Below are 24776 nucleotides of genomic sequence, written 5' to 3' on the forward strand. Positions count from 1 at the left end.
ATTTCCCGCACGTCGCGTTAGACTGCCCCCGAACGAGGGAGACCGCGATGATCCAGACACCCTACCTGCTCTTTCTGGGCGACGCGCCCGATCCGCTCGCCGCGAAGGTCGCGCAGGGGATCCGGGACTGGCGGCCCGAGAACGCCGTCGGCCAGTACCGGATGGCGGGCTGCAAGGCCGATCTCGGGCTTCCGGACATGGATCTCGCCGCGGCGAAGGCCGCCGGGGCGCGCACGCTGGTGATCGGCGTCGCCAACCGCGGCGGCGTGATCTCCGCCGCGTGGAAGAAGGTGCTGATCGCCGCGCTGGAGGAGGGCTTCGACCTCGCCTCGGGGCTCCACAACCTGCTGCGCGACGAGGAGGATCTCGTCGCCGTGGCGAAGGCCACCGGCCGCATGCTGCACGACGTGCGCGTGCCGGAGGTGGCCTATCCCATCGCCGACGGCACGCCGCGCGCGGGCAAGCGGCTGCTCGCGGTGGGCACCGACTGCTCGGTGGGCAAGATGTACACAACGCTCGCCATCGACGCCGAGATGCGGCGCCGGGGCATGGCCTCGACCTTCCGCGCGACGGGGCAGACGGGCATCCTGATCACCGGCGACGGCGTGCCGCTCGACGCGGTGGTGGCCGATTTCATGGCCGGCTCGATCGAGTGGCTGACGCCGGCGAACGCCCCGGACCACTGGGACGTGATCGAGGGGCAGGGGAGCCTCTTCCACGTCTCCTATTCCGGGGTGACGATGGCGCTGATCCACGGCGGCGCGCCGGATGCGCTGGTGCTCTGCCACGAGCCGACGCGCCCGCACATGCGCGGGCTGCCGGACTACCCGGTGCCGCGCCTCGAGGATCTGCGCGATCTCTCGCTGACGCTCGCACGGGTGGCCAACCCGCGCTGCGTGGCGACCGGCGTCTCGGTGAACACGCAGCACCTTTCGGAGCAGGAGGCCCTCGACTACTGCGCCGAGGTCGAAGCGCGCATGGGCCTGCCCACGGTCGATCCCTTCCGCCACGGCGCCGCGCGCCTGATCGAGCCGCTCGCCGCCCTCTGAGCCCCGGGTCCCCGTCGCGGACCACGGCTGCCCGCCGGACGCGGCGCCACGTCCCGGGGCGTCTCGCCCGGCAGGTCCACACCGCCCGCCCCCATCATCTTGGCCCAAATACTCCGGGGGTGAATTGGCCGTGAGGCCAAGAGGGGGCAGCGCCCCCTCCCTGTCCGTCGCCGCCCCTCGAGACCCGCACTCGAGCGAGAGCGCCCGCCGCGGCTGCCGGCCCCCTGCCGGGCGGGACGACGGCGCGCGCCTGCGCCCCCTCCCGTGCCGCGGCCGGTCGCCGGAACGAGGCCTGTCCGCCGCGCGACATCGCATCCACGGTGCCCCGCGCCCGACGCGCGCCCGGTCGGGCGCGAGGAGGGCCGGAACCGCCGCGCGGGCGGGGCGTTCCGTCAATGACGGGCTACGGCCCGTGCCGCAGACGGGAGCGACGCCATGCAGATCACCGACCTCGAGACCCTCGACCTTTCCAAGGGTCAGGAGGCGCGCTCGGCCGAGGCGCAGATCGCCGGCGCCTTCGACGCGTTCGGCGCCAAGGCCTCCGACCCCGCCCTGACGGCGCTCCTGCACGGCGAGGTGCCCGAGGCCGCTGGCCACCGCGACGCGCTGGCCGAGGTCATCGCCGCGCATGACGCCGCCCCCCGCGCGCACGCGGATCGGAAAATGCGCGCCATGCTCGACGAGGCGGACCGCTGGGCGGGCGCCATCGAGGACGCCGGCGCGCGCGACGCGGCGCGCGGCGCCTCGGCGCAGCGCGGGCAGCACGACGAGATCGCGCGCCATTGCAGCCTCGTGGCCCGGGCGAAACCGCTCGGCATGCGCGACCGGTCGCGCCTCGAGGCCATCGTCGCCGCGGAAAAGGAGGCCGACGCGCGCCTGACCGAGATCGCCGAGGCCGGCGTCACCACCGAAGCCGCCTGACGCCCGCTGCGGAGATCCGACATGCAGCCCTCTCGTCCCCCCGCCGCCCCGCCGGACGCTCTGCAGAGCGCCGGCGCGCAGGCCGCGGCGCCCCTCGCCGAGCACATCGCACGGGCGGCCGAGCCCCTGCCCGAGATCGACGACGCGGCCTTCGCCCGCGCCTTCGACCGCTTCGCCGACCGGCGCGTGGTGCTCCTCGGGGAGGCGAGCCACGGCACCTCGGAGTTCTACCGCGCCCGCGCGGCGATCACCCGGCGGCTGATCGAGGAGCACGGCTTCACCCTCGTCGCGGTGGAGGCCGACTGGCCCGACGCCGCCGCCGTGAACCGCTACGTCGCCCATCACGCGCCGCGCGCCGAGGAGGCGCGCGCCTTCCACCGCTTCCCCGACTGGATGTGGCGCAACACGGTGGTCGAGGGCTTCGTTCACTGGCTGCGCACGCACAACGCGCGCCTCCCCGACCCGGCCGCGCGCGCGGGGTTCTACGGGCTCGACCTCTACAACCTGCGCGACGCGATCGCGGAGGTGCTCGCCTATCTCGACCGGGTGGACCCGCAGGCCGCGCGCGTCGCGCGCGAGCGCTTCGGCTGCCTGACGCCCTGGCAGAAGGATCCGGCGGTCTACGGGCGCGCGGCGCTCACCGAAGGCTACGCCGCCTGCGAGGAGGAGGTCGTCACGCAGCTGCGCGATCTGCTGGCGCATCGCCTCGACTACGCGGCGCAGGACGGCGAGAGTTTCCTCGACGCGGCGCAGAACGCCCGGCTGATCCGCGCGGCGGAGCGCTATTACCGGATCATGTACTACGGCGGCGCGGAAAGCTGGAACCTGCGCGACACGCACATGTTCGAGACGCTCTCCAACCTCCTCGCGGCGCGGGGGCCGGAGGCGAAGGCCGTGGTCTGGGCGCACAACTCCCACATCGGCGACGCGCGCGCGACCGAGATTGGCGCGCTGCGGGGCGAGCTCAATCTCGGCCAGCTCTGCCGCGAGCGCTGGGGCGACGAGGCCGCGCTGATCGGCTTCGGCACCAACACCGGCACCGTCGCCGCCGCGAGCGACTGGGGCGGGCCGATGGAGGTCAAGCGCGTGCGCCCCGCGCGCGCCGACAGCGTCGAGCGGCTCTGCCACGAGAGCGGCGTTGGGCGCTTCCTGCTCGATCACCGGCGCGATCCGGCGCTTGCCGAGCGCCTCGCCGAGGCGCGCCTCGAGCGCTTCATCGGCGTGATCTACCGCCCCGAGAGCGAGCTCCTGAGCCACTACGCCGACGCGGCGCTCTCGCGGCAGTTCGACGCCTGGGTCTGGTTCGACGAGACCGAGGCGGTCACGCCGCTGCGCGCCGAGCACCTGCGCGCCGGGGTGCCGGACACCTATCCCTTCGGCCTCTGACGGGGGCGCGGCGCGGGCGCGACGTCGGCGGCGGGGGAGGGGGGCTGTCCGCCCCCCTCTTGGCCTTCGGCCAATTCACCCCCCGAGAGTATTTGGGCCAAGATGATGGGGCGGGGGCTGCGTGGCCGTCCCGCTGGAGGGCGCGGTCGCGGGAGGTCGGTTCGGCTGAGGGGAAGCCGGTGTGGTGGCGCACGAAAAAGCCCTGGCACCGCGGGTGCCAGGGCCGGAAAACCACTACGGCCCGTCAGGGCGCCGCGGTTCAGCTTCGCAGCCGCTCAGAGCAGCCCTTCGCGCTGCGCCTTCTTGCGCGCCAGCTTGCGTGCGCGGCGAATGGCCTCGGCCTTTTCGCGTGCCCGCTTGTCGGACGGTTTCTCGAAATGTTGCCGGAGCTTCATCTCGCGAAACACGCCCTCGCGCTGGAGTTTCTTCTTCAGCGCGCGGAGCGCCTGATCGACATTGTTGTCGCGAACGCTGACCTGCATGTAGGGGTCACCACCTTTCCGTCTGGACGTTGCGCCATAAGTGAAGCGGCACTATAGCCGCGTGCGCGGCCCGAGTCCACTGCGCGGATGCGACCTCTGGACAGATGCGCGCCGCGCGCCTTGAATGGCACGCAGACGTCCGACGCCCGACGCCCCAATACCCGAGGAGGTTCCATGCCCGCAGACATGCCGCCCGAGACCGACCGCGAGGCGCTGCTCGACGCGGCGCTCCTGCATGTGCCCTTCGACGGCTGGTCGGAGGACGCCTTCCGCGCCGCGGTGCGGGATGCGGGCGTCGAACCCGCGCTCGCCCGGGCGCTCTTTCCGCGCGGGGCGGTGGATCTCGCCGTCGCCTTCCACAAGCGGGGCGACGCGCAGATGGAGGCGCGGCTCGCCCGGGCCGATCTGTTGGGCATGCGCACGCGCGAGCGGGTGAGCTTCGCGGTGCGCGCCCGGATCGAGGCGGCCGGCGACACGGAGGCGGTGCGCCGCGCCGCGTCCCTCTTCGCGCTGCCGCCCTACGCGCCCGAGGGGGCGCGGCTCATCTGGGAGACGGCGGACGCCATCTGGACCGCGCTCGGCGACACCGACCGCGACGTGAACTACTACACCAAGCGCGCGACGCTCGCCGGCGTCTACTCCGCGACGGTGCTCTACTGGCTCGGCGACGACACGCCGGACGCGGCGGCGACCTGGTCCTTCCTCGACCGGCGGATCGAGGACGTGATGCGCATCGAGAAGGTCAAGGCAAACCCGGTGGTCAAGCGGCTCTTCGCCGGCCCCGAGTGGGTTCTGAACCGGGTGGCGGCGCCGCGCGGGCGCGGGGCCGCCGACATGCCCGGGCACTGGCCGGCGCCCGCGCCGCAGGAGTGACGCCATGGGAGAGCGCATGATGCGCGCCGTCGAGATCGGCGAACCCGGCGGGCCGGAGGTCTTGCGCGCCGTGACGCGCCCGGTGCCCGAACCGGGGCACGGCGAGGTGCTGATCCGCGTCGCCTACGCGGGCGTCAACCGGCCCGACGCGCTGCAGCGGGCGGGCGCCTACGCCCCGCCGCCGGGGGCGTCGGACCTGCCGGGGCTCGAGGCCGCGGGCGAGATCGCGGCCGTCGGCCCGGGGGTCGCAGGACTGTCCGAGGGGGATCGGGTCTGCGCCCTGCTGCCGGGCGGGGGCTATGCCGACTACGCCGTCACCCCGGCGGCGCATTGCCTGCTGGTTCCGGCGGGCATGGGGCTCGACGCGGCCGCCTGCCTGCCGGAGACCGTCTTCACCGTCTGGTCGAACGTCTTCATGCGCGGCGGGCTCGAGGCGGGGGAGCGGTTTCTGGTGCACGGCGGGAGCTCGGGCATCGGGACCACGGCGATCCAGCTCGCCCGCGCCTTCGGCGCGCGCGTCTTCGCCACCGCCGGCTCCGAGGAGAAATGCGCGGCCTGCCTGCGGCTCGGCGCGGAGCGGGCGATCGATTACCGCGCGGAGGATTTCGTCGAGGTGCTGAAATCCGAGGGCGGCGCGAACGTGATCCTCGACATGGTGGGCGGCGACTACATCGCGCGCAATCTCAAGGCGCTGGCCGAGGAGGGGCGGCTCGTGCAGATCGCCTTCCTGCAGGGGCCGAAGGCCGAGATCAACTTCGCGCCCCTGATGATGAAGCGTCAGACGATCACCGGCTCCACGCTGCGCCCGCAGTCCGACCTCGCCAAGGCGCGCATCGCCGAGGGGCTGCGCGCGCATGTCTGGCCGCTGATCGAGGCGGGCCGCATCGCGCCGGTCATGGATTCGGAGTTCGCGCTGGAGGAGGCCGCGGCGGCGCATGCGCGGATGGAGAGCTCGGCGCATATCGGCAAGATCGTGCTCCGCGCCGCGGGCGGCTGATGGCGGGCGAGGAGACGCCGGCGCGGGCGACCCCGCTCGACCTGTTGCACGACTGGGCCGTGCGCGACAGCTTCGAGGCCTTCCGCGAGCCCATGGCGCGCGCCATGCTCTTTCCGGAGAAGGCCGACCTGCGGCGCTGGGCCTGCGCGCGGGCGCGCGACCGCTTCGGCGCCGGCGGGCTCTACGCCGAGTTCGGCGTCTGGCGCGGGCACGGCGTCAACCTCTTCGCCCGGGTGCTGCAGGAGATCGGCGTTACGGTCTGGGGCTTCGACAGCTTCGAGGGGCTTCAGGAGGACTGGACTGGCCACCCGCGCGGCGGGCGCAGGGGCCGTTTCTCGACCGGCGGCGCGGCGCCCGAGGTGCGCGCGAACGTGCGGCTGGTGCAGGGCATGGTGCAGGACACGGTGCCGGGGTGGCTGGCGGAGACGCCGGGCCCCGTCGCCTTCGCGCATGTCGACCTCGACACCTACACGCCGACGCGCTTCGTCCTCGACGCGCTCTACCCGCGGCTCGTGCCGGGCACCGTGCTCGTCTTCGACGAGCTCTACGGCTACCCGGGCTGGCGCGCGCATGAATACCGCGCGCTCACCGAGGCGCTGGGCGCGGAGGGCTACGACTTCGTCGCCTTCTCGGAGCAGGCCGTGGCGCTGGAGATCGCGGCATTGCGCTGACGGCGCCCGGGGAGGGGGGCTGTCTGCCCCCCTCTTGGCCTGACGGCCAATTCACCCCCCGAGAGTATTTGGGCCAAGATGATGGACCGGGACGGACCGGGGTGGTGGCGGGGCGATCGCCCCTTTCCTTCGCGCGGTGCGTTCATTATATGCGCGGTGAGTTCCCCGACAACTCGAACCGCCCCGGCCCGGGGCAGCCCGATCCCGGGCGGCGGGGAAGCCGTATTCGAGGAGATATCTGGCATGGCGAAACTCTTGCATCCGAAGGCGACCGCCGTCTGGCTCGTGGACAACACCACGCTCACCTTCAAGCAGATCGCCGATTTCACCGGCATGCACGAGCTGGAGATCCAGGGCATCGCCGACGGCGACGTGGCCGCGGGGGTGAAGGGCTTCGACCCGGTGGCCAACAACCAGCTCGAGGCGGAGGAGATCCGCAAGGGCGAGGAGAACAAGCTCTACAAGCTGAAACTGAAGCCGAACCCGGCGGCGCGCGACGAGGACAAGCGGCGCGGCCCGCGCTACACGCCGCTGTCGAAGCGGCAGGACCGGCCGGCGGCGATCCTCTGGCTGGTGAAGTTCCATCCCGAGCTCGCCGACAGCCAGATCTCTCGGCTCGTGGGCACGACGAAGCCGACGATCCAGTCGATCCGCGAGCGCACGCACTGGAACATCGCCAACATCCAGCCGATCGATCCGGTGGCGCTGGGGCTCTGCAAGCAGACCGAGCTCGACGAGGCGGTGCAGAAGGCGGCCGAGCGCAAGGCGCGCGCCGGCGAGGTCATGTCCGACGACGAGCGCCGGCGGCTGGTGACGACCGAGCAGAGCCTCGGCATGGAGGCCGAGCCGCGCATGCCGTCCTCGATCGAGGGGCTCGAGTCGTTCACCCTGTCGGGCGCGCCGGAGGAGAGCGAGGAGGAGGCACCGTCGGAGGAGAGCTACCGCGACGCCGAGAGCTTCTTCAACCTGCCGGGCGACCCGGAGGAGGACGACGACGAGGACGAGGAGGCCGGGCGCGGCTGAGGTCTGGGCGCGCCGGGTCGGGGCCGGGTGCGGGTGGCGCAGCCGTGCCCCGCGGTAGGCCTTTCGTCCGGCCGGGGCGCGGCGCATCACCGATCGCGGAGAGAGCGGCGACGCAGGGCGCGAGGTGGCCCTGTCGCGGTCAGGTGCGGCTCGGCGTCCGGGCGGTGCCGCCTGCCGCAGTGTCCGGGCAGGTATGCTCGGGGCCGCAGGGGCCGGGTGACATGCTGCGGCGGTGCGCGCGCGAAGAGGCCCGGCAGGGCCGATGAGCGCCCGCTCAGAGCGGCTTGCGCGCCTCGAGGGCGGCGGTGATCGTGCCGTCGTCGAGGAAGTCCAGCTCGCCGCCGATGGGCACGCCCTGCGCGAGCGACGTCAGCGTGACGCGCGCTTCCAGCTGATCGGCGAGGTAATGCGCGGTGGTCTGCCCGTCGACGGTGGCGGGGAGGGCGAGGATCGCCTCGCGCACCGCCTCGTCGTCGATCCGCGCCAGCAGCGTCGGGATGCCGAGCTCCTCCGGCCCAACCGCGTCGAGCGCCGAGAGCGTGCCGCCGAGCACGTGGTAGCGCCCGCGGAACACGCCCGCACGCTCCATCGCCCAGAGATCGGCGACCGTCTCGACCACGCAGATCTGCCCGTTGGCGCGCGCGGGATCCGCGCAGATCGGGCAGAGCGCCGCCGTGCCGATGTTGCCGCAGCGCTCGCAGGCCTGCGCGGTGTCGGCGACGAGCTGCATCTGCCTCGCGAGCGGGCCGAGCTGGCCCTCGCGGCGCGCCACGAGGTGCAGCACCGCGCGCCGGGCCGAGCGCGGCCCGAGGCCCGGCAGCTTCGCCATCATCTCGATGAGGCGTTCGATCTCGGTGGGCTGGGTCATGCCCCGGCGCCCCGCGCGGGCCGGATCAGAACGGCAGCTTCATGTCGGCGGGCAGGCCCATCTCCTCGGTCAGCTTCTGCATCTGCTCCTGCGCCGATGCGTTGGCCTTGGTCTGCGCCTCCTTGATGGCGGCGAGGATCAGGTCCTCGACCACCTCCTTGTCGTCGCCCGAGAAGATCGAGGGGTCGATGTCGAGCGAGGTGAGCTCGCCCTTGAGCGTCGAGACGGCCTTGACGAGCCCGCCGCCCGCCTCGCCGGTGACGGTCATGGCCTTCATCTCTTCCTGCAGCTCCGCCATGCGCTCCTGCATCTGCTTGGCGGCCTGCATCATCTTGGCCATGTCGCCCATCTGGCCCAGTCCCTTGAACATCTCAGGCTCTCCCGGTTCGGGTTGTGTCGCGGTCTAGATACGTGCGCGCTGCGGGCCGGGCAAGGCGGGGCGCGCAACGCCGGGCGGGCGCGGCACGGTGGCGCGGGCGCGCTCAGTCCTCCTCGAAGGGGTCCCATTCCTCCTCGACCTCCGGCAGCGCCTCCTCCGAGGCGGCCTCGGCCGCGGTGGGGGCGGGGCGCACGGAGGTCACCTTCGCTTTCGGGAAGGCGGCGTAGACCGCCTGCATCAGCGGGTGACCGTGGAGCGCGGCGGCGCGCGCCTCGGCGACGGTCGGCCCGCCGCCCGCGTTGACCACCGTCACCGACCAGCGCGCGCCGGTCCACTCCTTCAGCCGCCGCGCGAGCTCGGGGATCAGCCCGTCGGGGGCGTCCGGCGTGAGCTCGGCCTCGATCCGGCCGGGGCGGTAGGCGGCGGGCTTCAGGCAGTGCTCCACGTCGTAGAGGAGCTTGAGCTCGCCCTGCGCGCGGATGAGCTCCACCACGTCGTCGAAGCGCGGGTAGGCCCAGAGCGTCTCGGGCGCCTCGGCGGGGGCGAGCGCGGCCTGCGGGCCAGCCTGCGGGCCGCCGGAGGGCGCCTGCGGCGGGGCGGCCGCGCCGCGCGCCTGCGTCGCCCCGCCCGCGGGCGCCCCGGAGCCGGCGTGGCCGGCAGGCCCGCAGCCGGGGCCGGCGGGGGGCGGCTGATCCTGCAGGCGGCGCAGCAGGTCCTCCGGCGCGGGCAGTTCGGCGACATGCGTCAGCCGGATCACCGCCATCTCGGCGGCCATCATCGGGTTGGGCGCGATCGCCACTTCCTCGAGCGCCTTCAGCAGCATCTGCCACATGCGCGTGAGCGCCCGCATGGGCAGCCGATCGGACAGGTCCTGCCCGCGCCGGCGCTCCTCGGGCGCGACGGTGGGATCTTCGGCGGCGCCCGGGGTGACCTTCACCACGCTGATCCAGTGCGTGATCTCGGCGAGGTCGCGCAGCACCATCGCCGGGTCCGCGCCCTCGGCGTATTGCGCCGAGAGTTCCTCGAGCGCGGCGTCGGCCTTTCCTTCCATGATGCGCTCGAAGAGGTCGAGCACCCGCCCCCGGTCGGCGAGGCCGAGCATCGCGCGGACTTCCTCGGCGGTGGTGGGGCCGGTGCCGTGGCCGATCGCCTGATCGAGGAGGGAGGTCGCGTCGCGCGCCGAGCCCTCCGCCGCGCGCGCGATGAGCGCCAGCGCGCCGTCCTCGATCTCCGCGCCCTCGGCGGCGGCGATGCGGCGCAGCATCTCCGTCATCACCTCGGGTTCGATGCGGCGCAGGTCGAAGCGCTGGCAGCGCGAGAGCACCGTCACCGGCACCTTGCGGATCTCGGTGGTGGCGAAGATGAACTTCACGTGCTCGGGCGGCTCCTCGAGCGTCTTGAGGAGCGCGTTGAAGGCCGAGGTGCTGAGCATGTGCACCTCGTCGATGACGTAGACCTTGTAGCGCGCCGAGGCGGCGCGGTAGCGCACCGAATCGATGATCTCGCGCACGTCGCCGACGCCGGTGTTAGAGGCCGCGTCCATCTCGAGGACGTCGACGTGCCGGCCCTCGGAGATCGCGGTGCAGTGCTCGCAGACGCCGCAGGGCGCGGTGGTCGGCCCGCCGGTGCCGTCCGGGCCGATGCAGTTGAGCCCCTTGGCGATGATCCGGGCGGTGGTCGTCTTCCCCGTGCCGCGGATGCCGGTCATGATGAAGGCCTGCGCGATGCGGTCGGCGCGGAAGGCGTTCTCGAGCGTGCGCACGACCGCATCCTGCCCGACGAGATCGGCGAAGGTCTCGGGCCGGTATTTCCGGGCGAGAACCTGGTAACCGCCGCTCTGGGTCTCGGACATGCCCTGTCGCTCCTCGGGGATTCGCGCGCCGGGACAGACTAGGCCGCGCGCGCGGCGAGTTCCACCGCCGCCCGCGGATCGTCCGGCGCGCGCCGCCGGGCCCGGTGCGGGCGTTCCGATCACTCATTGCGTCGGGCTGTCGGGGAAGGTGAGAGGTTGGAAAGCGACCCAAGCGGGGCTCGTTACGGCTGCTTCCTTCCGGACCTGACCGGGTTGGCGAGGCGCTTGCCCGCACCAACCTCTCAAGCTGGGATGTAGCGACCGTGCGGCGCGCCCGCAAGGGGGCGCGGCGGCCGCGCGCTCAGAGATGCAGACGCAGGCGCAGGAACCCCTCGGCGTCGGTCCCGAGGTCCTCGGGCGCGAAGGGCGCGATGTCGGCAAGATGGGCGCGCGCGCCCGGTGCCGTGGCGAGGATCGCCGTCGTCCCCGGCATCGGCGCGAAGGCGAAGGCGGCCGCGGACGGCGGATCGAGCGGGCCGCGCGCGGCGAGCGCGTCGAGCGTTTCGCGATTCGTCACCGGCCGGGGCAGGGGGACGACGGCCTCCGCCGGCGCCGCCCCGGCGGCGAGGCGGTGGCTGTTCGTGGCCAGTAGGAAACGCGCCTCCGGCGCCACCTCGCGGCCGTGGCGCAGCACGCGGCGCAGCCGGGCGGGATCCTCCGGTGGCGCGGCGAGGTCGATCTCCGCCGTCACCCCCGCGATCATGTCGAGCGTGTAGGCGCGCACGCCCGGCGCGAGGAGGGGGGCGTCACGCGCCCCCGGTGCGAGGCGCGCGAAGGCCGCCGCGCTCCGCGCGAGCCAGCGCCGCAGGTCCGCGCCCGTCAACACCAGCGCGCGCAGCGCGTTCGGGAAGGGGTAGAGATCGTCCAGATGCCGGGCCTGCAGCGGGCCGGCGGGGATGTCGGTGAAATGCGCGGGCCCCGCGCGGCCGCCGGCGCGGAAGGGCGCGGCGGCCGAGAGCACCGGCAGCCCCGCCCATTCGGTGCCCGCGACCGCCTCGGCGAGCCAGAGGCGCTGCGCCTCGGCCACGACTTGCACCGCCGGGGCGCGGCCGAGGGCGGCGAAATGGGTGTGAAGCGCCACGCGGCTTTCGCCGACCGGCCGCCGGATGCGCGCCAGAGCCGCCGATTGCGCGGGCGCCAGCCGGGCGGAGAGCGCTCGGTCGCCTGCCGCCTCTCCACTGGCCGCGCCGGGCCGCACGAGGCGCCCGTGGCCGCCGTCCACCCGCCAGCGCCCGCCGTCGCGCACGAGGGCGAGCTCGATCACCCCGAGCGCGCGCCCGCCTGCGCCCGGCATCGTCGCGGGACGTCCGTTCAGCCGCCCGGCGGCGGGGTCCACCGCCCGCGCGGCGGCGTGGTCCGGCCCCGGAAAGGCGAGATGGGTGTGCCCGGCGACGAGGGCGTCCACCCCCTCGACCTCGGCGACGGCGAGCGCGGCGTTCTCCGCGCCCGGCGCCGTCGCCGCCGGGTCGATCCCGGCGTGGGCGAGCACGACCACGACCTCCGCGCCCGCCGCGCGCAGCGCCGGCACCCGCCGCCGGGCGGCGGCGGCCATGCCGGTGACGCTGAGCCCGCCGGGAAAGTGATGCGCGTTCCAGCGCGCCACACCCGGCGTCGTCAGGCCGAGGACGCCCACCCGCAGCGGGTGGCGCACCCCCGCGCCGTCGGCGATCTCGCGCTCCAGCAGCGCGACGGGCGGCAGGACGGAGGTGCCGTCCGCCTGCACGAGGTTGCCGAGGACCACCGCCGGCCCGGCCTGTGCGGCGAAACGCCGCACCGCCGCGAGCCCGAAGTCGAAGTCGTGATTGCCGAGCGTCGCCGCGTCGTAGCCGAGCGCGCGGAAGGCCTCGGCCACCGGCATCGGGCCGGGGCCGCCGGTGCCCGCTTCGCCGAGGGGCGTGCCCTGCAGCACGTCGCCGTTGTCGAAAAGAAGCGTCGCCCCCGGCCCCGCGCGCAGCCGCGCCATGACCGGGGCCAGCGCGGCGAGCCCGGCGCCCGGTGCCGGGCGGTCCGACAGGTAATCGTAGCCGAGCAGATTGCCGTGCAGATCGCTCGTCGCCATCAGGCGCAGATGCGCCTCGCCGGCGCGGAGCCGGCCGAAGGTCTCGTCGTCGGGGTGCACGTCGAACGGTCGGCGCCTCGGTTGGATCTCCGCGGCCGGTTCCGGCCGCGGGGTCGAGCGTAGCGGCCGCGCGGGCGCCATGCAATCATGGGTTGTTTTATCGCTTTCTCTTTCGCGTCTCTGGGCCTCTGGCTTCCGCCGCCCCGCCGTGCGAAACCCACGCCCATGCGGATCGCGGAACAGGTCACTTTCGGCGGCTCGGCGCTCGACCGGGCGGACGCGCTCCGGACGGATCCGGCCGCGCTGGCGGCGGCGCGGGCCGATCCGCGGGCGCGGGCGGTCGCGCTCTGGCGCGGCAAGCCGCTCCTCGCCGGGGCGCGGCGCGACCGGCTCGCGCGGCTGCCGCTCGGTCACCCGGCGCTGGCGACGGCCGCGACCGACCTGCTTCTGGGCTGCGAGGCGGGCGCGGCGGTCTTCGCCGCCGATCTCTCCGCCTGGGTGCCGCCGGAGGGCGTGCCGGAGACGCTCGGCGCCTTCGCCGACCCGAGCGAGCAGCGTCACCCGGCGCTGCCCGCGGATCACGCCTTCGCCGAGTTGCGCACGCACATGGTCGCCCTCGCCCCGCGCGACGCGGAACTCGCGGCGACGGCGCGCGGGCTTCTCGGCTGGCACCGCAGCCACGGGTTCTGCGCCCGCTGCGGGGCCCCCAGCGCGGCGGAGCGCGCCGGCTGGATGCGCCGCTGCACCGCCTGCGGCGCGGCGCATTTCCCGCGCACCGATCCGGTGGCGATCATGCTGGTGACGCGCGGCGATCACGCGCTGCTCGGCCGCTCGCCGGGCTTTCCCGAGGGGATGTATTCGCTCCTCGCCGGCTTCATCGAGCCGGGCGAGACGGTGGAGGCCGCGGTGCGCCGCGAGGTCGCCGAGGAAAGCGGCATCCGCGTCGGGCGCGTCGGCTACATGGCGAGCCAGCCCTGGCCCTTTCCCGCCTCGCTGATGATCGGCTGCCACGCGGAGGCGGTGAGCGCCGAGATCCGCGTCGATCCGACCGAGCTCGAGGACGCGCTCTGGATCACGCGGCGCGAGTTGCAGGATGTCTTCGCCCATGCGCACCCGCGGCTGTCCGCGCCGCGGCCGGGCGCGATCGCGGAGTTCCTGCTGCGCGCCTGGCTCGCCGACCGGCTGGACTGAGCGGCATGCGCATCAAAGCCGAGACGGAGGTCGCGCTCGCGCCCGGGGCGGCCTTCGACGCGCTCGCCGCGCTGCCGCCGATGGAGCATCTCGCCCGGCATCGCGCGCTCGAGGTCGCGCGCCTCGACGCCACGCCGCCCACGGCCGAGGGCGCGCGCTGGCGCCTCGCCTTCACGCTCGCCGGGCGGCGCCACTCGGTCGACGTGCGCCTCGCGCGGGTCGCGCGGCCGGAGCTCCTGTTGTTCGAGAGCCGGGGGGAGGCCGTCGCCGCGACGACGCGTCTCGCGCTCGCAGCCTCGGGGCATGGCGCGCGGCTGCGCGTGGTGCTCACGCCGGAGCCGCGCGGCCTCGCCGGGCGGGTGGTGATGCAGGCGGCGCGCCTCAGGCGGGAGCGGATCGAGGCGGGCCTTGCCGCGCGGCTCGAGGCCTACGCCCGGCGGCTCGAGGCGCAGGTCGGCTGAGCCGCCTCAGCGCTCGTGGCGCATCGGGTGGGCCGGGTAGACGCCGAGAATCGTCAGCGTGTCGGTGAAATAGTCGAGCTCGTCGAGGGCGAGGCGCACCGACGGGTCCTCCGGATGGCCCTCGATGTCGGCGTGAAACTGCGTCGCGTGGAACGAGCCGCCGACCATGTAGCTTTCGAGCTTGGTCATGTTGACGCCGTTCGTCGCGAAACCGCCGAGCGCCTTGTAGAGCGCGGCGGGGATGTTGCGCACGCGAAAGACGAAGCTCGTCATCATGCCGTGGTCGCCGCGCCGGGTCAGGTCCGGCTCGCGCGCCATGACGAGGAACCGCGTGGTGTTGGTGCTCTGGTCCTCGATGTGGCGGGCGAGCACGTCGAGCCCGTAGATCTCGGCGGCCAGATCGCCGGCGAGCGCGGCGAGCGCGGGCTCGCCCGCCTCGGCGACGTGGCGCGCCGAGCCGGCGGTGTCGGCGCCGGTGACGCGGTGAATTCCGTGCGCGCGCAGGAAGTTGCGGCACTGCCCGAGGAGCATCGTGTGGCTCATCGCGCGCTCGATCCGCTCGAGCGGCGTGCCGGGCAGGGCGAGCAGGTTGATGTGCACCCGCACGAAGGCCTCGTCCACGATGTGCAGCCCCGAGCCCGGCAGCAGCGCGTGGATGTCGGCGACGCGCCCGAAGGTGGAGTTCTCCACCGGCAGCATGGCGAGTTGGGCGGAGCCGTCGCGCACCGCCTCCATCGCGTCCTCGAAGGTGCGGCAGGGCAGCGCCTCGAGCTCGGGGCGGGCGTCGTGACAGGCCTGATGCGAGTAGGCGCCGGGCTCGCCCTGGAACGCGATGCGTGCGGTCATGGTCGCCGTCCGTAAAAGATCCCCCCCGAGGGGGCCATTTGGTCGCGCCCTCTACACCTTGCGCCCCGAGGGTGGAACCCTATAGATACCGCGCGACGGACACCGGGAGAGGCGGCGACCCATGCTAGACACGATGACGTTCACGAAGGTTCTCGGCGGCTTCTGCGGGGCGCTTCTGATCTTCCTTCTGGGGACATGGGCGGCCGAGTCGCTCTACCGCGTCGGCACCTACGGCGAAGAGACGGCCGCCTACGTGATCGACACCGGAGAGGAAGAGGCGGCGGCCGAAACCGAAACCGCGGACGCCGAAGAGGTGGCGGAGCCGGAAACGCCCTTCGTCCAGCTCGTCGCGCAGGCCGACGCCTCGGCCGGCGAGAGCGTCTGGCGCCAGTGCGCCGCCTGTCACGCGATCGAGGAGGAGCGCAACGGCGTCGGCCCGCACCTCAACGGGCTGATCGGGCGCGAGATCGCCTCCATCGACGGCTTCCGGTATTCGGGCGCGCTGCCCGAAGAGGGGGCATGGACCTGGGAAAACCTCGATCCCTGGCTCGAAGCGCCGCGCGAGTTCGCCTCCGGCACCTCGATGGCCTACGGCGGCCTCGCTGACGCCGAGGATCGCGCCAATCTGATCGCCTATCTCTACAGCTACACCGAGGGCGCGGAGCTGCCCGAGGCCGAAGCGGCCGCCGCACCTGCCGAGGAGGCGCCCGCGACCGAGGAGGCCGCGACCGAGGAGGCTCCCGCCGCGGAAGAAACCGAGATGGCGGCGGTTGAGACGGAAACCGTGACCGAAGAGGCGGCGACCGAAGAGGCGGCGACCGAAGAGACCACGGACGAAGCCCCGGCGGAGACCGAGATGGCCGCCGCGGCGGATGACGCCTCGGGCGGTGGCGAAATGTCCGAGTTCGCGCAGGCCGTCGCCAACGGCGACGTCGACAACGGCGCGAGCGTCTTCCGCCAGTGTCAGGCCTGCCACGTCGCGGATCAGGAGCAGAACCGCGTCGGCCCGCACCTCGTCGGCATCATCGGCCGCGAGATTGGCTCGGTCGAGGGCTTCCGCTACTCCGGCGCGCTGCCCGAGGGCGAGTGGACGGTCGACGAGATGAACGCCTGGCTCGAGGCGCCGCGCGACTACGCGCCCGGCACGACGATGGCTTACGCGGGGCTGCGCGACATGCAGGACCGCGCCGACCTCGTCGCCTGGCTCAAGTCGCTCGAAAACTGAGGCAGGCCTCGGGAACGCATTCGCCGCCGCGCCCGCACCCCGGGCGCGGCGGTTTTCGTATGGTCGCCCGATGCGTCCGGAGGGCCGGCTCACGCATTCGCAACTTGAACCGGCGGGATGTGGCAATCTAGCGTGGGCGCGCCATCTTGTGCAGGCGAAAGACCCGTGACCGGCAGCCGGAGGACCCGCTTCATGCCCGCATCCCGCGCCTCGCGCCCCCGCCGCGCGCTCGCCCTCGCCGCCGCGATCGCGGCCTTCGCCGGCGCGGGCTGGAGCGCGCCCGAGACGCCGCGCTTCACGCCGGAGCCGAGCGAGGCCGCGCTGGCGCAGGGCGCCGAGGAGGTCGTGGTCACCCATGGCTACAACTTCTTCGGTAAGCTGAGCTATCCGCCGGATTTCGAGCATTTCGACTACGTGAACCCCGACGCGCCCAAGGGCGGGGAGATCTCGCTCTGGGCGCCGGGCACCTTCGATTCGATGAACCCCTATTCGCGCAAGGGCCGGGCCGGGCGCTATTCGTGGATGATGTACGAGTCGCTCCTCGGCAGCATGCCGGCGAGCGGCGCGGGCCTGCCCGCTGACCGGATCGGGGAGGCCTACGGCCTGCTCGCGTGGAAGGTGGAATACGACCCCGGCAAGACATGGGCGATCTTCCACATGCGGCCCGAGGCGCGGTTCTCCGACGGCACGCCGGTGACGGCGCACGACGTGGTGTTCAGCCACGAGCTGCTGCTGGATCAGGGCCTTCCGAGCTACGCGCAGGCGGTGTCTCGCCGCGTTCTCTCGGCCGAGGCGCTGGACGACCACACGGTGAAATTCACCTTCGCCGAGGGCATCTCGCGCCGCTCGCTCATCGATCAGGTGGGCGGGGTGCCCGTCTGGTCGCAGCGCTGGTTCGAGGAGACCGGCGCGCGCCTCGACGAGCCGCGGCTCGAGGCGCCGGTGGGCTCCGGCCCCTACATCGTCGAGGAGGTGGACGTGAACCGCTCCATCACCTACCGGCGCAACCCGGATTACTGGGGCTGGCACCTGCCGATCAACAAGGGCCGGCACAACTTCGACCGCATCCGCGTCGAGTATTTCGCCGACGACAACGCCGCCTTCGAGGCGTTCAAGGCCGGCGTCTACACCTTCCGCGCGGAAGGAAACTCGCGCAAATGGGCGACCGGCTACGAGTTTCCGGCGGTGGACGCGGGGCAGGTCGTGCTGGAGGAGCTGCCCGACGGCACGCCGCCGACGCCGACCGGGATCGTCTTCAACCTCGGCACGGAGGTCTTTCAGGACAAGCGCGTGCGCGAGGCGATCTCGCTCGCCTACAATTTCGAATGGACCAACGCCTCGCTGCAGTACGGGCTCTTCGAACAGCGCCATTCCTTCGTGCAGGACACGCCGCTCATGGCCGAGGGGCCGCCCGAGGGCGCGGAGCGCGCGTTCCTGCAATCGCTCGAGGGCGTCGAGATCCCCGAGGCCGTGCTGGAGGAGCCCGCGCGGCGCGCCCATTCCTCGAGCGAGGGCCGGCTGATCGACCGGCGCAACCTGCGCCGCGCGATGGGGCTTCTGGATGAGGCCGGCTGGACCGTGGGCGACGACGGCATGCGCCGCAACGCCGAGGGCGAGGTGCTGAGCCTCGATTTCCCGATTTCCTCGTCCTCCTCCGCGACGCTCGAATCGGTGGTCGAGACCTTCGCGCAGAACCTCGAGCGCATGGGCGTCGACATCACCGTCGAGCGGATCGACCCCTCGCAGTACACGCTGCGCTCGCGCGAGCGGGACTACGACCTGATCTTCGACAACTACCGCGCCTTCCTGCAGGCGGGCACCGGCCTCATGCAGATGTACGGCTCGCGCGAGGCGGAGTTCAGCCTGTTCAACCCCGCGGGCCTCGCCAGCCCGCTGGTGGACGCGGTGATCGAGGCGGCGCTCGAGACCGACAGCCGGGAGGAGGAGGCGGCGGCGCTCATGGCGCTCGACCGCGTGCTCCGGCACGAGTTCTTCATGATCCCCGTCTGGTACAACGACAGCCACTGGGTCGCCTACTGGGATCAATACGCCCACCCCGAGGAGATGCCGCCCTACGCGCTCGGCACGCTCGATTTCTGGTGGTACGACGCCGAGGGCGCCGAGGCGCTGCGCGACGCCGGCGCGCTGAGGTGATCCCGGCATGAGCGCCTACATCCTCCGCAGGCTGTTGCTGATCATCCCGACGCTGCTCGGGATCATGGTCATCAACTTCACGCTGGTGCAGTTCGTGCCAGGCGGCCCGGTGGAGCAGATGATCGCGCAGATGCAGGGGCAGGGCGACGTCTTCGAGGGCTTCGCCGGCGCGGGCGAGGACGCGGGCGCGTCGTCCGCCGAGGAGCTCGAAGGCTACGCCGGCGCGCGCGGCCTGCCGCCGGAGTTCATCGAGGAGCTCGAGGCGCAGTTCGGCCTCGACGAGCCGCCGCTCGAACGCTTCTTCGGCATGCTCTGGGATTACATGCGCCTCGACTTCGGCGAGAGCTACTTCCGAAAGATCGGCGTGACGGAACTCATCCTCGAGAAGATGCCGGTCTCTATCTCGCTCGGCCTCTGGTCCACGCTGATCGCCTACCTGGTCTCGATCCCGCTCGGCATCCGCAAGGCGGTGAAGGACGGCACGCCCTTCGATCACTGGACGAGCGGGGCGATCATCGTGGCCTACGCGATCCCCGGGTTCCTCTTCGCGATCCTGCTGCTGGTGCTGCTGGCGGGCGGGAGCTACCTGCAGATCTTCCCGCTGCGCGGGCTGACCTCCGAGAACTGGGAGGAGCTCAGCCTGCTGGGCAAGGTGGCCGACTACTTCTGGCACATCGCGCTGCCGGTGGCGGCCTCGACGATCTCGGCCTTCGCGACGCTGACGCTGCTGACGAAGAACTCCTTCCTCGACGAGATCAAGAAGCAATACGTCATCACCGCCCGCGCCAAGGGCGCGAGCGAGCGGCGCTTGCTCTACGGTCACGTCTTCCGCAACGCGATGCTGATCGTGATTGCGGGCTTCCCGGCGGTCTTCATCGGCGTCTTCTTCACCGGGAGCCTCATCATCGAGACGATCTTCTCGCTCGACGGTCTCGGCCGGCTCGGCTTCGAGGCGGCGGTGGCGCGCGACTACCCGGTGATCTTCGGGACGCTCTTCATCTTCGGCCTGATCGGGCTGATCGTCGGCATCATCTCGGACCTGATGTATGTCGCCGTCGATCCGCGCATCGACTTCGAGAAGCGGATGGGCTGAGCCATGCAGGAGCGCGCGCCCGACGTCACCCCCACCGAGGAGGCGGTCCCCTACAAGGAGCGGATGCCGGGCCACATGGCGCCCGCGCCGGTCGCGCCGCCCCAGAAGCGCAGCTGGCTCTCGCCGCTGAGCCAGCGGCGCTGGCGCAACTTCAAGGCCAACCGCCGCGCCTACTGGTCGCTGATCGTCTTCTCGGTGCTCTTCGGGCTGTCGCTCTTCGCCGAGTTCCTCGCCAACGACAAGCCGATTCTCGTCAGCTACCGGGGCGAGATCCGGATGCCCGTCTTTCAGTTCTACCCCGAGGCGGCCTTCGGCGGCGACTTCAAGACCGAGGCGATCTACCGCGACCCGGAGGTGCAGTGCCTGATCGTCACCGGCGGGCTCGGCGACTGTTTCATCGAGCCCGAGGCGCTGATCGAGGACGCGGGCGACGGCGTGGTGAACGGCTCCGAGATCGAGAGGGGCTGGCTGCTCTGGCCGCCCATTCCCTACGCCTACGACACGGTGGTCGACCGCCCCGGCGCCGCGCCCTTGCCGCCCAACGGCGAGAACCTGCTCGGCACCGACGACACGAAGCGCGACGTGCTCGCGCGGATCATCTACGGCTTCCGCCTGTCGATCCTCTTCACCCTGATCGTCACGGTGCTCGCCTCCACCATCGGGATCGTCGCGGGCGCGGTGCAGGGGTTCTTCGGCGGGCTGCTGGACCTGATCTTCCAGCGGATCATCGAGATCTGGCAGGCGACGCCGGCACTCTACATCATCATCATTCTCTTCGCGATCCTGGGGCGAAGTTTCTGGCTGCTGGTCCTGCTGACCGTGCTCTTCGGCTGGACGGCGCTCGTGGGCGTGGTGCGCGCCGAGTTCCTGCGCGCGCGCAACCTCGAATACGTGCGCGCGGCGAAGGCGCTCGGCGTCTCGAACTGGACGATCATGTTCCGCCACATGCTGCCCAACGCCATGGTGGCGACGCTGACCATGCTGCCCTTCATCGTCACCGGCACCATCGCCACCCTCGCGGGGCTCGACTTCCTCGGCTTCGGGCTGCCGTCCTCGGCGCCCTCGCTCGGGGAGTTGACCCTTCAGGCCAAGCAGAACCTGCAGGCGCCGTGGCTCGCCTTCACCGCCTTCTTCACCTTCGCGATCATGCTGTCGCTGCTCGTCTTCATCTTCGAAGGGGTGCGCGACGCCTTCGACCCGAGGAAGACCTTCAAGTGAGCGCGCTGCTGACCGTCCGCGACCTTTCCGTGACCTTCCGCCAGGAGGGCGAGGCGGTGCGCGCCGTGCGCGGCGTCTCCTTCTCGGTGGACAAGGGCGAGACCGTCGCGCTCGTGGGCGAGAGCGGCTCGGGCAAGTCGGTCTCGGCGCTCTCGACGGTCTCGCTCCTCGGCCCGGCGGCGGAGGTGAGCGGGTCGGTCACCTACGACGGCCAGGAGATGATCGGCGCCGACGAGGCGCGGCTGCGCCGGGTGCGGGGCAACGACATCAGCTTCATCTTTCAGGAGCCGATGACCTCGCTCAACCCGCTCCACACCATCGAGAAGCAGCTGCGCGAGAGCCTCGCGCTGCATCAGGGGGTGGTGGGCGACGCAGCGCGCGATCGAATCCTCGACCTGCTCGAGCGTGTCGGCATCCGCGAGGCGGAAAGCCGGCTGGGCGCCTATCCGCATCAGCTCTCCGGCGGGCAGCGCCAGCGGATCATGATCGCCATGGCGCTCGCCAACCGGCCCGACATCCTGATCGCCGACGAGCCGACCACCGCGCTCGACGTGACGATTCAGGCGCAGATCCTGGAGCTTCTCGCCCGCCTCAAGGCGGAGGAGGGGATGGGCCTTCTCTTCATCACCCACGACCTCGGCATCGTGCGGCGCATCGCGGACCGGGTCTGCGTGATGAAGGACGGCGAGATCGTCGAGAGCGGCGAGACCGCGGCGCTCTTCGCCGCGCCCCGGCATCCCTACACGCAGATGCTGCTCGCCGCCGAGCCCGCCGGCACGCCCGAGCCCGTCGCCCGCGCCGCCGAGGAAGTCGTGCGCACCGACAACCTCAAGGTCTGGTTCCCGATCCAGCGGGGCTTTCTCAAGCGCACCGTGGGCCACGTGAAGGCCGTCAACGACGCGACGATCAGCGTGCGCGCGGGCGAGACGCTCGGCATCGTGGGCGAGAGCGGCTCGGGCAAGACGACGCTCGCCATGGCGCTCATGCGGCTCATCGGGTCGGAGGGCGGCATCACCTACATGGGCGAGGACGTGAACGCCTGGTCGGTGAAGAAGCTCCGCCGCCTACGCCGGGACATGCAGATCGTCTTTCAGGACCCCTACGGCTCGCTCAGTCCCCGCATGACCTGTCATCAGGTCATCGCCGAGGGCCTCGGCGTGCACGGCATGCGCGAGACGGGGCGCGACGAGCGCAAGCTCGTGGCCGAGGTCATGGCCGAGGTGGGCCTCGATCCCGCGACGATGGACCGCTACCCGCACGAGTTCTCCGGCGGGCAGCGCCAGCGCATCGCCATCGCCCGCGCCATGATCCTGCGGCCGAAGCTCCTCGTGCTGGACGAGCCGACGTCGGCGCTCGACATGACGGTGCAGGTGCAGATCGTGGATCTGCTGCGCGAGCTTCAGGCGCGCCACGGCATGGCCTATCTCTTCATCAGCCACGACCTGCGCGTGGTGCGCGCCATGGCGCATCAGGTCATGGTGATGCAGGACGGCGACGTGGTCGAACACGGCCCCGCAGAGGCCGTCTTCGAGCGCCCGCGCGAGGCCTACACCCGCAAGCTCCTCGCCGCGGCCTTCGATCCGCCGGGGCGCGTGGCCTGAGGCCCCGCTGGGCCGCTCAGAGCCCCGGAAATTCCACCGCGACGAGGGCGTGATCGCTCGCATGGGGGCGGTGCCAGCCCGTGCCTTCGAGCCGGCGGCCCGCGTGGCGCTCCGCCTCGCGGCCTAGCCCGGCGCGGTGGAGGCGCGGGCGCGCCTGCGCAAAGCGCCCGGCGAGCGCGGGCGAGGCCAGAAGCGCGTCGGGCCGCCCGTAGCCGCCCGAAACCGAATCGTGCCACGACCAGCGCTCGCCCGGCGGAAGCCGGCCGAGCAGGTCGACCGAGAAGGGCGCGAGCAGCGGCGCGATGGCGGGCGCCTCCCCGCCCGCGGGCTCGTTCAGGTCGCCGAGCACCAGCCAGAGCGCCGCGGCCGGCTCGGCGAAGCGCGCCTCGATCAGTCGGCGCACCGCCTCGGCCTCCAGCCGGCGCACCCGCCACGCCTTCTTCGCGCGGGGATAGGGCGCCTTGAAGTGGCAGACGAAGAGGGTGAGCGCCCCGACCCGCGCGGTCAGGCAGTCGCGGCGAAAGACCGGGCGCGCCGGATCGATCCATCGCGGCGTCTCGAGCCCGAGGTCGGCGGGCGTGAGCGCCGCGTGGCTTTCGACCTCGGCGAGCGGCCGGCGGCTCATCAGGGCGACGTCCTGCCCGCGCCCGTCGTTGCCGGGCAGGCAGACCCGGTGCGGATAGCGCGGGCCGCCGAGCGGCGCGAGCAGGCGGTCGTGGAAGGCGTCGAGCGCGGCGCGGTCGAAGACCTCCTGCAGGGCGAGGACGTCCGGCGCCGCCTCGGCGATCAGCCGCGCGCCGAGGCGCCGGTCGTCGGTGTCGTGGCGGGCCGCCTCGGGCCCGGTCTCCACGTCCATGTCGCGCGCGCCGTCGAAGTGGCCGTGGCGCAGGCGCAGGTTCTGCAGGTTGAAGGTCGCGACGCGCATCGGCCCTCCCTGCGCGCGCTCATCGGCCCGTCGCCGGGCCTCTTCGCGAGACGCGCCCGCACGGGCGCGCCGAGCGCCCCCGTCAAGAGCGCCCGTTCATGAGCGCCCCCCGTCAGATCGCGGGGGAGTGCCCCGCCTTGTCGAGCTCGTAGGCGTCGAAGGCGCGCGCGATCATCCGCGTCAGCGGCCGCGCCGGACCGGGCACGGAGAGCCCTGTCTCGGTCACCTCCAGAAGCCCGTCGAAATCGCGGTCTGCGGCGCGGAACATCTCCATGAGCCGGTCGTGCGGCACGCCGAAGTCGCGCGCGATCTCGTCGGCCTCCACGCGGAAGTCGCACATCAGCGCCTCGATCACCCGGCCGCGCCAGCGATCCTCGTGCGACAGGATGTGCCCGCGCGCGGTCGAGAAGCGCCCCTCGCGGATGGCCGCCGTGTGCGCGGAGGTGGCCGGCGCGTTCTGCGCGTAGCCCTGCGGGAAGCGCGAGATCGAGGAGGCGCCGACGCCGATCAGCGCCTCGGCGGTGTCGTCGGTGTAGCCCTGGAAATTGCGGCGGAGGTGGCCCGTCCGCGCGGCGACGCCGAGCCCGTCCTCGGGCCGGGCGAAGTGGTCGATGCCGATCTCGTCGTAGCCGTCCCAGACGAAGAGCCGGCGCGCCACGTCGAAGAGCGCGAGCCGCTCCTCGGGCGTCGGCAGCGCGTCCGACGGGATCATCTGCTGGCGCTTGGCCATCCAGGGGACATGCGCGTAGCCGTAGAGCGCCACCCGGTCGGGCGAGAGCGACAGGAGCTTCTGCACCGTCTCGGTGATGCGCTCGCGCGTCTGGTGGGGCAGGCCGTAGAGGATGTCGGCGTTCAGGCTCTCGACCCCGCGCGCGCGGATCATCTCCACCGCGTCGCGCGTGACGTCGAACTCCTGGATGCGGCCGATGGTGTTCTGGATCTCCGAATCGAAGTCCTGCACCCCGATCGAGGCGCGGTTCATCCCCGCGGCGGCGAGCGCGTCGAGGCGCGGGCCGTCGATCTCGTTCGGGTCGATCTCCACCGAGAACTCGTAAGGATCCGAGAAGGGCGCGACCTCGGCCGTGGCCTCGGCGAGCGCGGTCATCATCTCGGGCGTCAGCAGAGTCGGCGTGCCGCCGCCCCAGTGCAGGCGGCGAATCGTCACGCCGGGCGCGAGGCGGTCGCGCAGCATGGCGAGCTCGGCCTTGAGCACCTCGAGATAGGCCGCGACCGGCGCGTCGCTCTGTGTGCCCTGCGTGCGGCAGGCGCAGAACCAGCAGAGCCGACGGCAGAACGGCACGTGAATGTAGAGCGAAATCTGCGCCCCGGCCGGCACGGCGCCGACCCAGTCCGAGAAAACGCCCGAGTCGACCCCGCCCCCGAAGTGGGGGGCCGTCGGGTAGCTCGTGTAACGCGGCACCTTCGCGTCGAAGAGTCCGAGCTTTGCGAGTTGTGTTCGGCTGACCATGTCACTACACTTAGACAGGAGGGAGCGTAAGGGC

22 protein-coding genes and 1 other RNA gene are annotated in these 24776 nt (G+C 72.4%); 14 read left to right on the forward strand and 9 right to left on the reverse strand.

Annotated elements, in window-relative coordinates; genetic code table 11:
- Nucleotides 1-47 precede the first annotated feature (47 nt).
- From dgcN to DRV84_RS00495, 3 genes are all read left to right on the forward strand, one after another.
- Nucleotides 48-1049, forward strand: a complete 1002-nt coding sequence (gene dgcN, locus DRV84_RS00485; protein ID WP_115977787.1) for an N-acetyltransferase DgcN — start codon at nucleotides 48-50, stop codon at nucleotides 1047-1049.
- A gap of 435 nt (nucleotides 1050-1484) precedes the next feature.
- A complete protein-coding gene (locus DRV84_RS00490) occupies nucleotides 1485-1970 on the forward strand; it encodes a DUF892 family protein (RefSeq protein WP_115977788.1) in 486 nt (161 codons plus the stop codon).
- A 21-nt stretch (nucleotides 1971-1991) separates the two neighbouring features.
- Complete coding sequence (locus DRV84_RS00495; RefSeq protein ID WP_115977789.1) at nucleotides 1992-3356, forward strand: erythromycin esterase family protein; 1365 nt, start codon at nucleotides 1992-1994, stop codon at nucleotides 3354-3356.
- Nucleotides 3357-3631: 275 nt separating this feature from the next.
- Here the strand turns inward: DRV84_RS00495 and rpsU are convergent, their stop codons facing one another.
- Entirely contained in the window at nucleotides 3632-3838 is a 207-nt protein-coding gene (gene rpsU, locus DRV84_RS00500) for a 30S ribosomal protein S21 (protein ID WP_115977790.1), read from the reverse strand.
- Between the two features lie 174 nt (nucleotides 3839-4012).
- Between rpsU and DRV84_RS00505 the strand changes: the two genes are divergently transcribed.
- The 4 genes from DRV84_RS00505 to DRV84_RS00520 all read left to right on the forward strand — a co-directional run bounded on the left by DRV84_RS00505 (nucleotide 4013) and on the right by DRV84_RS00520 (nucleotide 7402).
- Nucleotides 4013-4711, forward strand: coding sequence for a COQ9 family protein (locus tag DRV84_RS00505; protein WP_239994941.1), 699 nt, complete (start codon nucleotides 4013-4015; stop codon nucleotides 4709-4711).
- A gap of 4 nt (nucleotides 4712-4715) precedes the next feature.
- Nucleotides 4716-5708, forward strand: coding sequence for an NAD(P)H-quinone oxidoreductase (locus DRV84_RS00510; protein WP_115977792.1), 993 nt, complete (start codon nucleotides 4716-4718; stop codon nucleotides 5706-5708).
- The gene (locus tag DRV84_RS00515) at nucleotides 5708-6379 is read left to right on the forward strand and encodes a class I SAM-dependent methyltransferase (protein ID WP_115977793.1); all 672 of its coding nucleotides are present in this window, start codon (nucleotides 5708-5710) and stop codon (nucleotides 6377-6379) included. The genes DRV84_RS00510 and DRV84_RS00515 overlap by 1 nt, the downstream gene beginning before the upstream one ends.
- A 243-nt stretch (nucleotides 6380-6622) precedes the next feature.
- A complete protein-coding gene (locus DRV84_RS00520; protein ID WP_115977794.1) occupies nucleotides 6623-7402 on the forward strand; it encodes a DUF1013 domain-containing protein in 780 nt (259 codons plus the stop codon).
- A gap of 274 nt (nucleotides 7403-7676) precedes the next feature.
- Here DRV84_RS00520 and recR read toward each other — a convergent pair whose 3' ends face one another.
- From recR to DRV84_RS00545, 5 genes are all read right to left on the reverse strand, one after another.
- Entirely contained in the window at nucleotides 7677-8270 is a 594-nt protein-coding gene (gene recR, locus DRV84_RS00525) for a recombination mediator RecR (protein WP_115977795.1), read from the reverse strand.
- A 25-nt stretch (nucleotides 8271-8295) separates the two neighbouring features.
- Entirely contained in the window at nucleotides 8296-8640 is a 345-nt protein-coding gene (locus DRV84_RS00530) for a YbaB/EbfC family nucleoid-associated protein (protein ID WP_115977796.1), read from the reverse strand.
- A gap of 112 nt (nucleotides 8641-8752) precedes the next feature.
- Complete coding sequence (locus DRV84_RS00535; RefSeq protein ID WP_115977797.1) at nucleotides 8753-10501, reverse strand: DNA polymerase III subunit gamma/tau; 1749 nt, start codon at nucleotides 10499-10501, stop codon at nucleotides 8753-8755.
- Between the two features lie 147 nt (nucleotides 10502-10648).
- Nucleotides 10649-10745, reverse strand: an RNA gene (gene ffs / locus DRV84_RS00540) — signal recognition particle sRNA small type.
- Between the two features lie 57 nt (nucleotides 10746-10802).
- Entirely contained in the window at nucleotides 10803-12620 is a 1818-nt protein-coding gene (locus DRV84_RS00545) for a 5'-nucleotidase C-terminal domain-containing protein (RefSeq protein WP_158547707.1), read from the reverse strand.
- Between the two features lie 165 nt (nucleotides 12621-12785).
- Here DRV84_RS00545 and nudC point away from each other — a divergent pair, with 165 nt between their 5' ends.
- Together nudC and DRV84_RS00555 are read left to right on the forward strand one after the other, a co-directional pair.
- Complete coding sequence (gene nudC, locus DRV84_RS00550) at nucleotides 12786-13751, forward strand: NAD(+) diphosphatase (RefSeq protein ID WP_115977799.1); 966 nt, start codon at nucleotides 12786-12788, stop codon at nucleotides 13749-13751.
- A gap of 5 nt (nucleotides 13752-13756) precedes the next feature.
- On the forward strand, nucleotides 13757-14212 hold the full coding sequence (locus DRV84_RS00555) for a hypothetical protein (RefSeq protein WP_115977800.1): 456 nt from the start codon (nucleotides 13757-13759) through the stop codon (nucleotides 14210-14212).
- A 6-nt stretch (nucleotides 14213-14218) separates the two neighbouring features.
- Here the strand turns inward: DRV84_RS00555 and DRV84_RS00560 are convergent, their stop codons facing one another.
- The gene (locus tag DRV84_RS00560; protein WP_115977801.1) at nucleotides 14219-15058 is read right to left on the reverse strand and encodes a prephenate dehydratase; all 840 of its coding nucleotides are present in this window, start codon (nucleotides 15056-15058) and stop codon (nucleotides 14219-14221) included.
- A gap of 133 nt (nucleotides 15059-15191) precedes the next feature.
- On the opposite strand from DRV84_RS00560, the gene DRV84_RS00565 reads away from it, so the two are divergent.
- The 5 genes from DRV84_RS00565 to DRV84_RS00585 all read left to right on the forward strand — a co-directional run bounded on the left by DRV84_RS00565 (nucleotide 15192) and on the right by DRV84_RS00585 (nucleotide 22349).
- Nucleotides 15192-16283, forward strand: coding sequence for a c-type cytochrome (locus DRV84_RS00565; protein WP_239994942.1), 1092 nt, complete (start codon nucleotides 15192-15194; stop codon nucleotides 16281-16283).
- A 192-nt stretch (nucleotides 16284-16475) separates the two neighbouring features.
- A complete protein-coding gene (locus tag DRV84_RS00570) occupies nucleotides 16476-18437 on the forward strand; it encodes an extracellular solute-binding protein (RefSeq protein WP_115977803.1) in 1962 nt (653 codons plus the stop codon).
- 7 nt (nucleotides 18438-18444) lie between these two features.
- A complete protein-coding gene (locus tag DRV84_RS00575; RefSeq protein WP_115977804.1) occupies nucleotides 18445-19530 on the forward strand; it encodes a microcin C ABC transporter permease YejB in 1086 nt (361 codons plus the stop codon).
- Nucleotides 19531-19593: 63 nt separating this feature from the next.
- Nucleotides 19594-20748 (forward strand): ABC transporter permease, encoded by a 1155-nt coding sequence (locus tag DRV84_RS00580; protein WP_192881382.1) that lies wholly within the window; start codon nucleotides 19594-19596, stop codon nucleotides 20746-20748.
- The gene (locus DRV84_RS00585; RefSeq protein ID WP_115977805.1) at nucleotides 20745-22349 is read left to right on the forward strand and encodes an ABC transporter ATP-binding protein; all 1605 of its coding nucleotides are present in this window, start codon (nucleotides 20745-20747) and stop codon (nucleotides 22347-22349) included. Before DRV84_RS00580 ends, DRV84_RS00585 begins: the two co-directional genes overlap by 4 nt.
- A 16-nt stretch (nucleotides 22350-22365) precedes the next feature.
- On the opposite strand, the gene DRV84_RS00590 is transcribed toward DRV84_RS00585, so the two are convergent.
- Together DRV84_RS00590 and hemN are read right to left on the reverse strand one after the other, a co-directional pair.
- Nucleotides 22366-23274, reverse strand: coding sequence for an endonuclease/exonuclease/phosphatase family protein (locus DRV84_RS00590; protein WP_115977806.1), 909 nt, complete (start codon nucleotides 23272-23274; stop codon nucleotides 22366-22368).
- 112 nt (nucleotides 23275-23386) lie between these two features.
- Complete coding sequence (gene hemN, locus DRV84_RS00595) at nucleotides 23387-24742, reverse strand: oxygen-independent coproporphyrinogen III oxidase (RefSeq protein ID WP_115977807.1); 1356 nt, start codon at nucleotides 24740-24742, stop codon at nucleotides 23387-23389.
- Nucleotides 24743-24776 lie beyond the last annotated feature (34 nt).

Origin of the sequence: Rhodosalinus sediminis, assembly GCF_003385555.1 — a bacterium.
Taxonomy (GTDB): Bacteria; Pseudomonadota; Alphaproteobacteria; order Rhodobacterales; family Rhodobacteraceae; genus Rhodosalinus; species Rhodosalinus sediminis.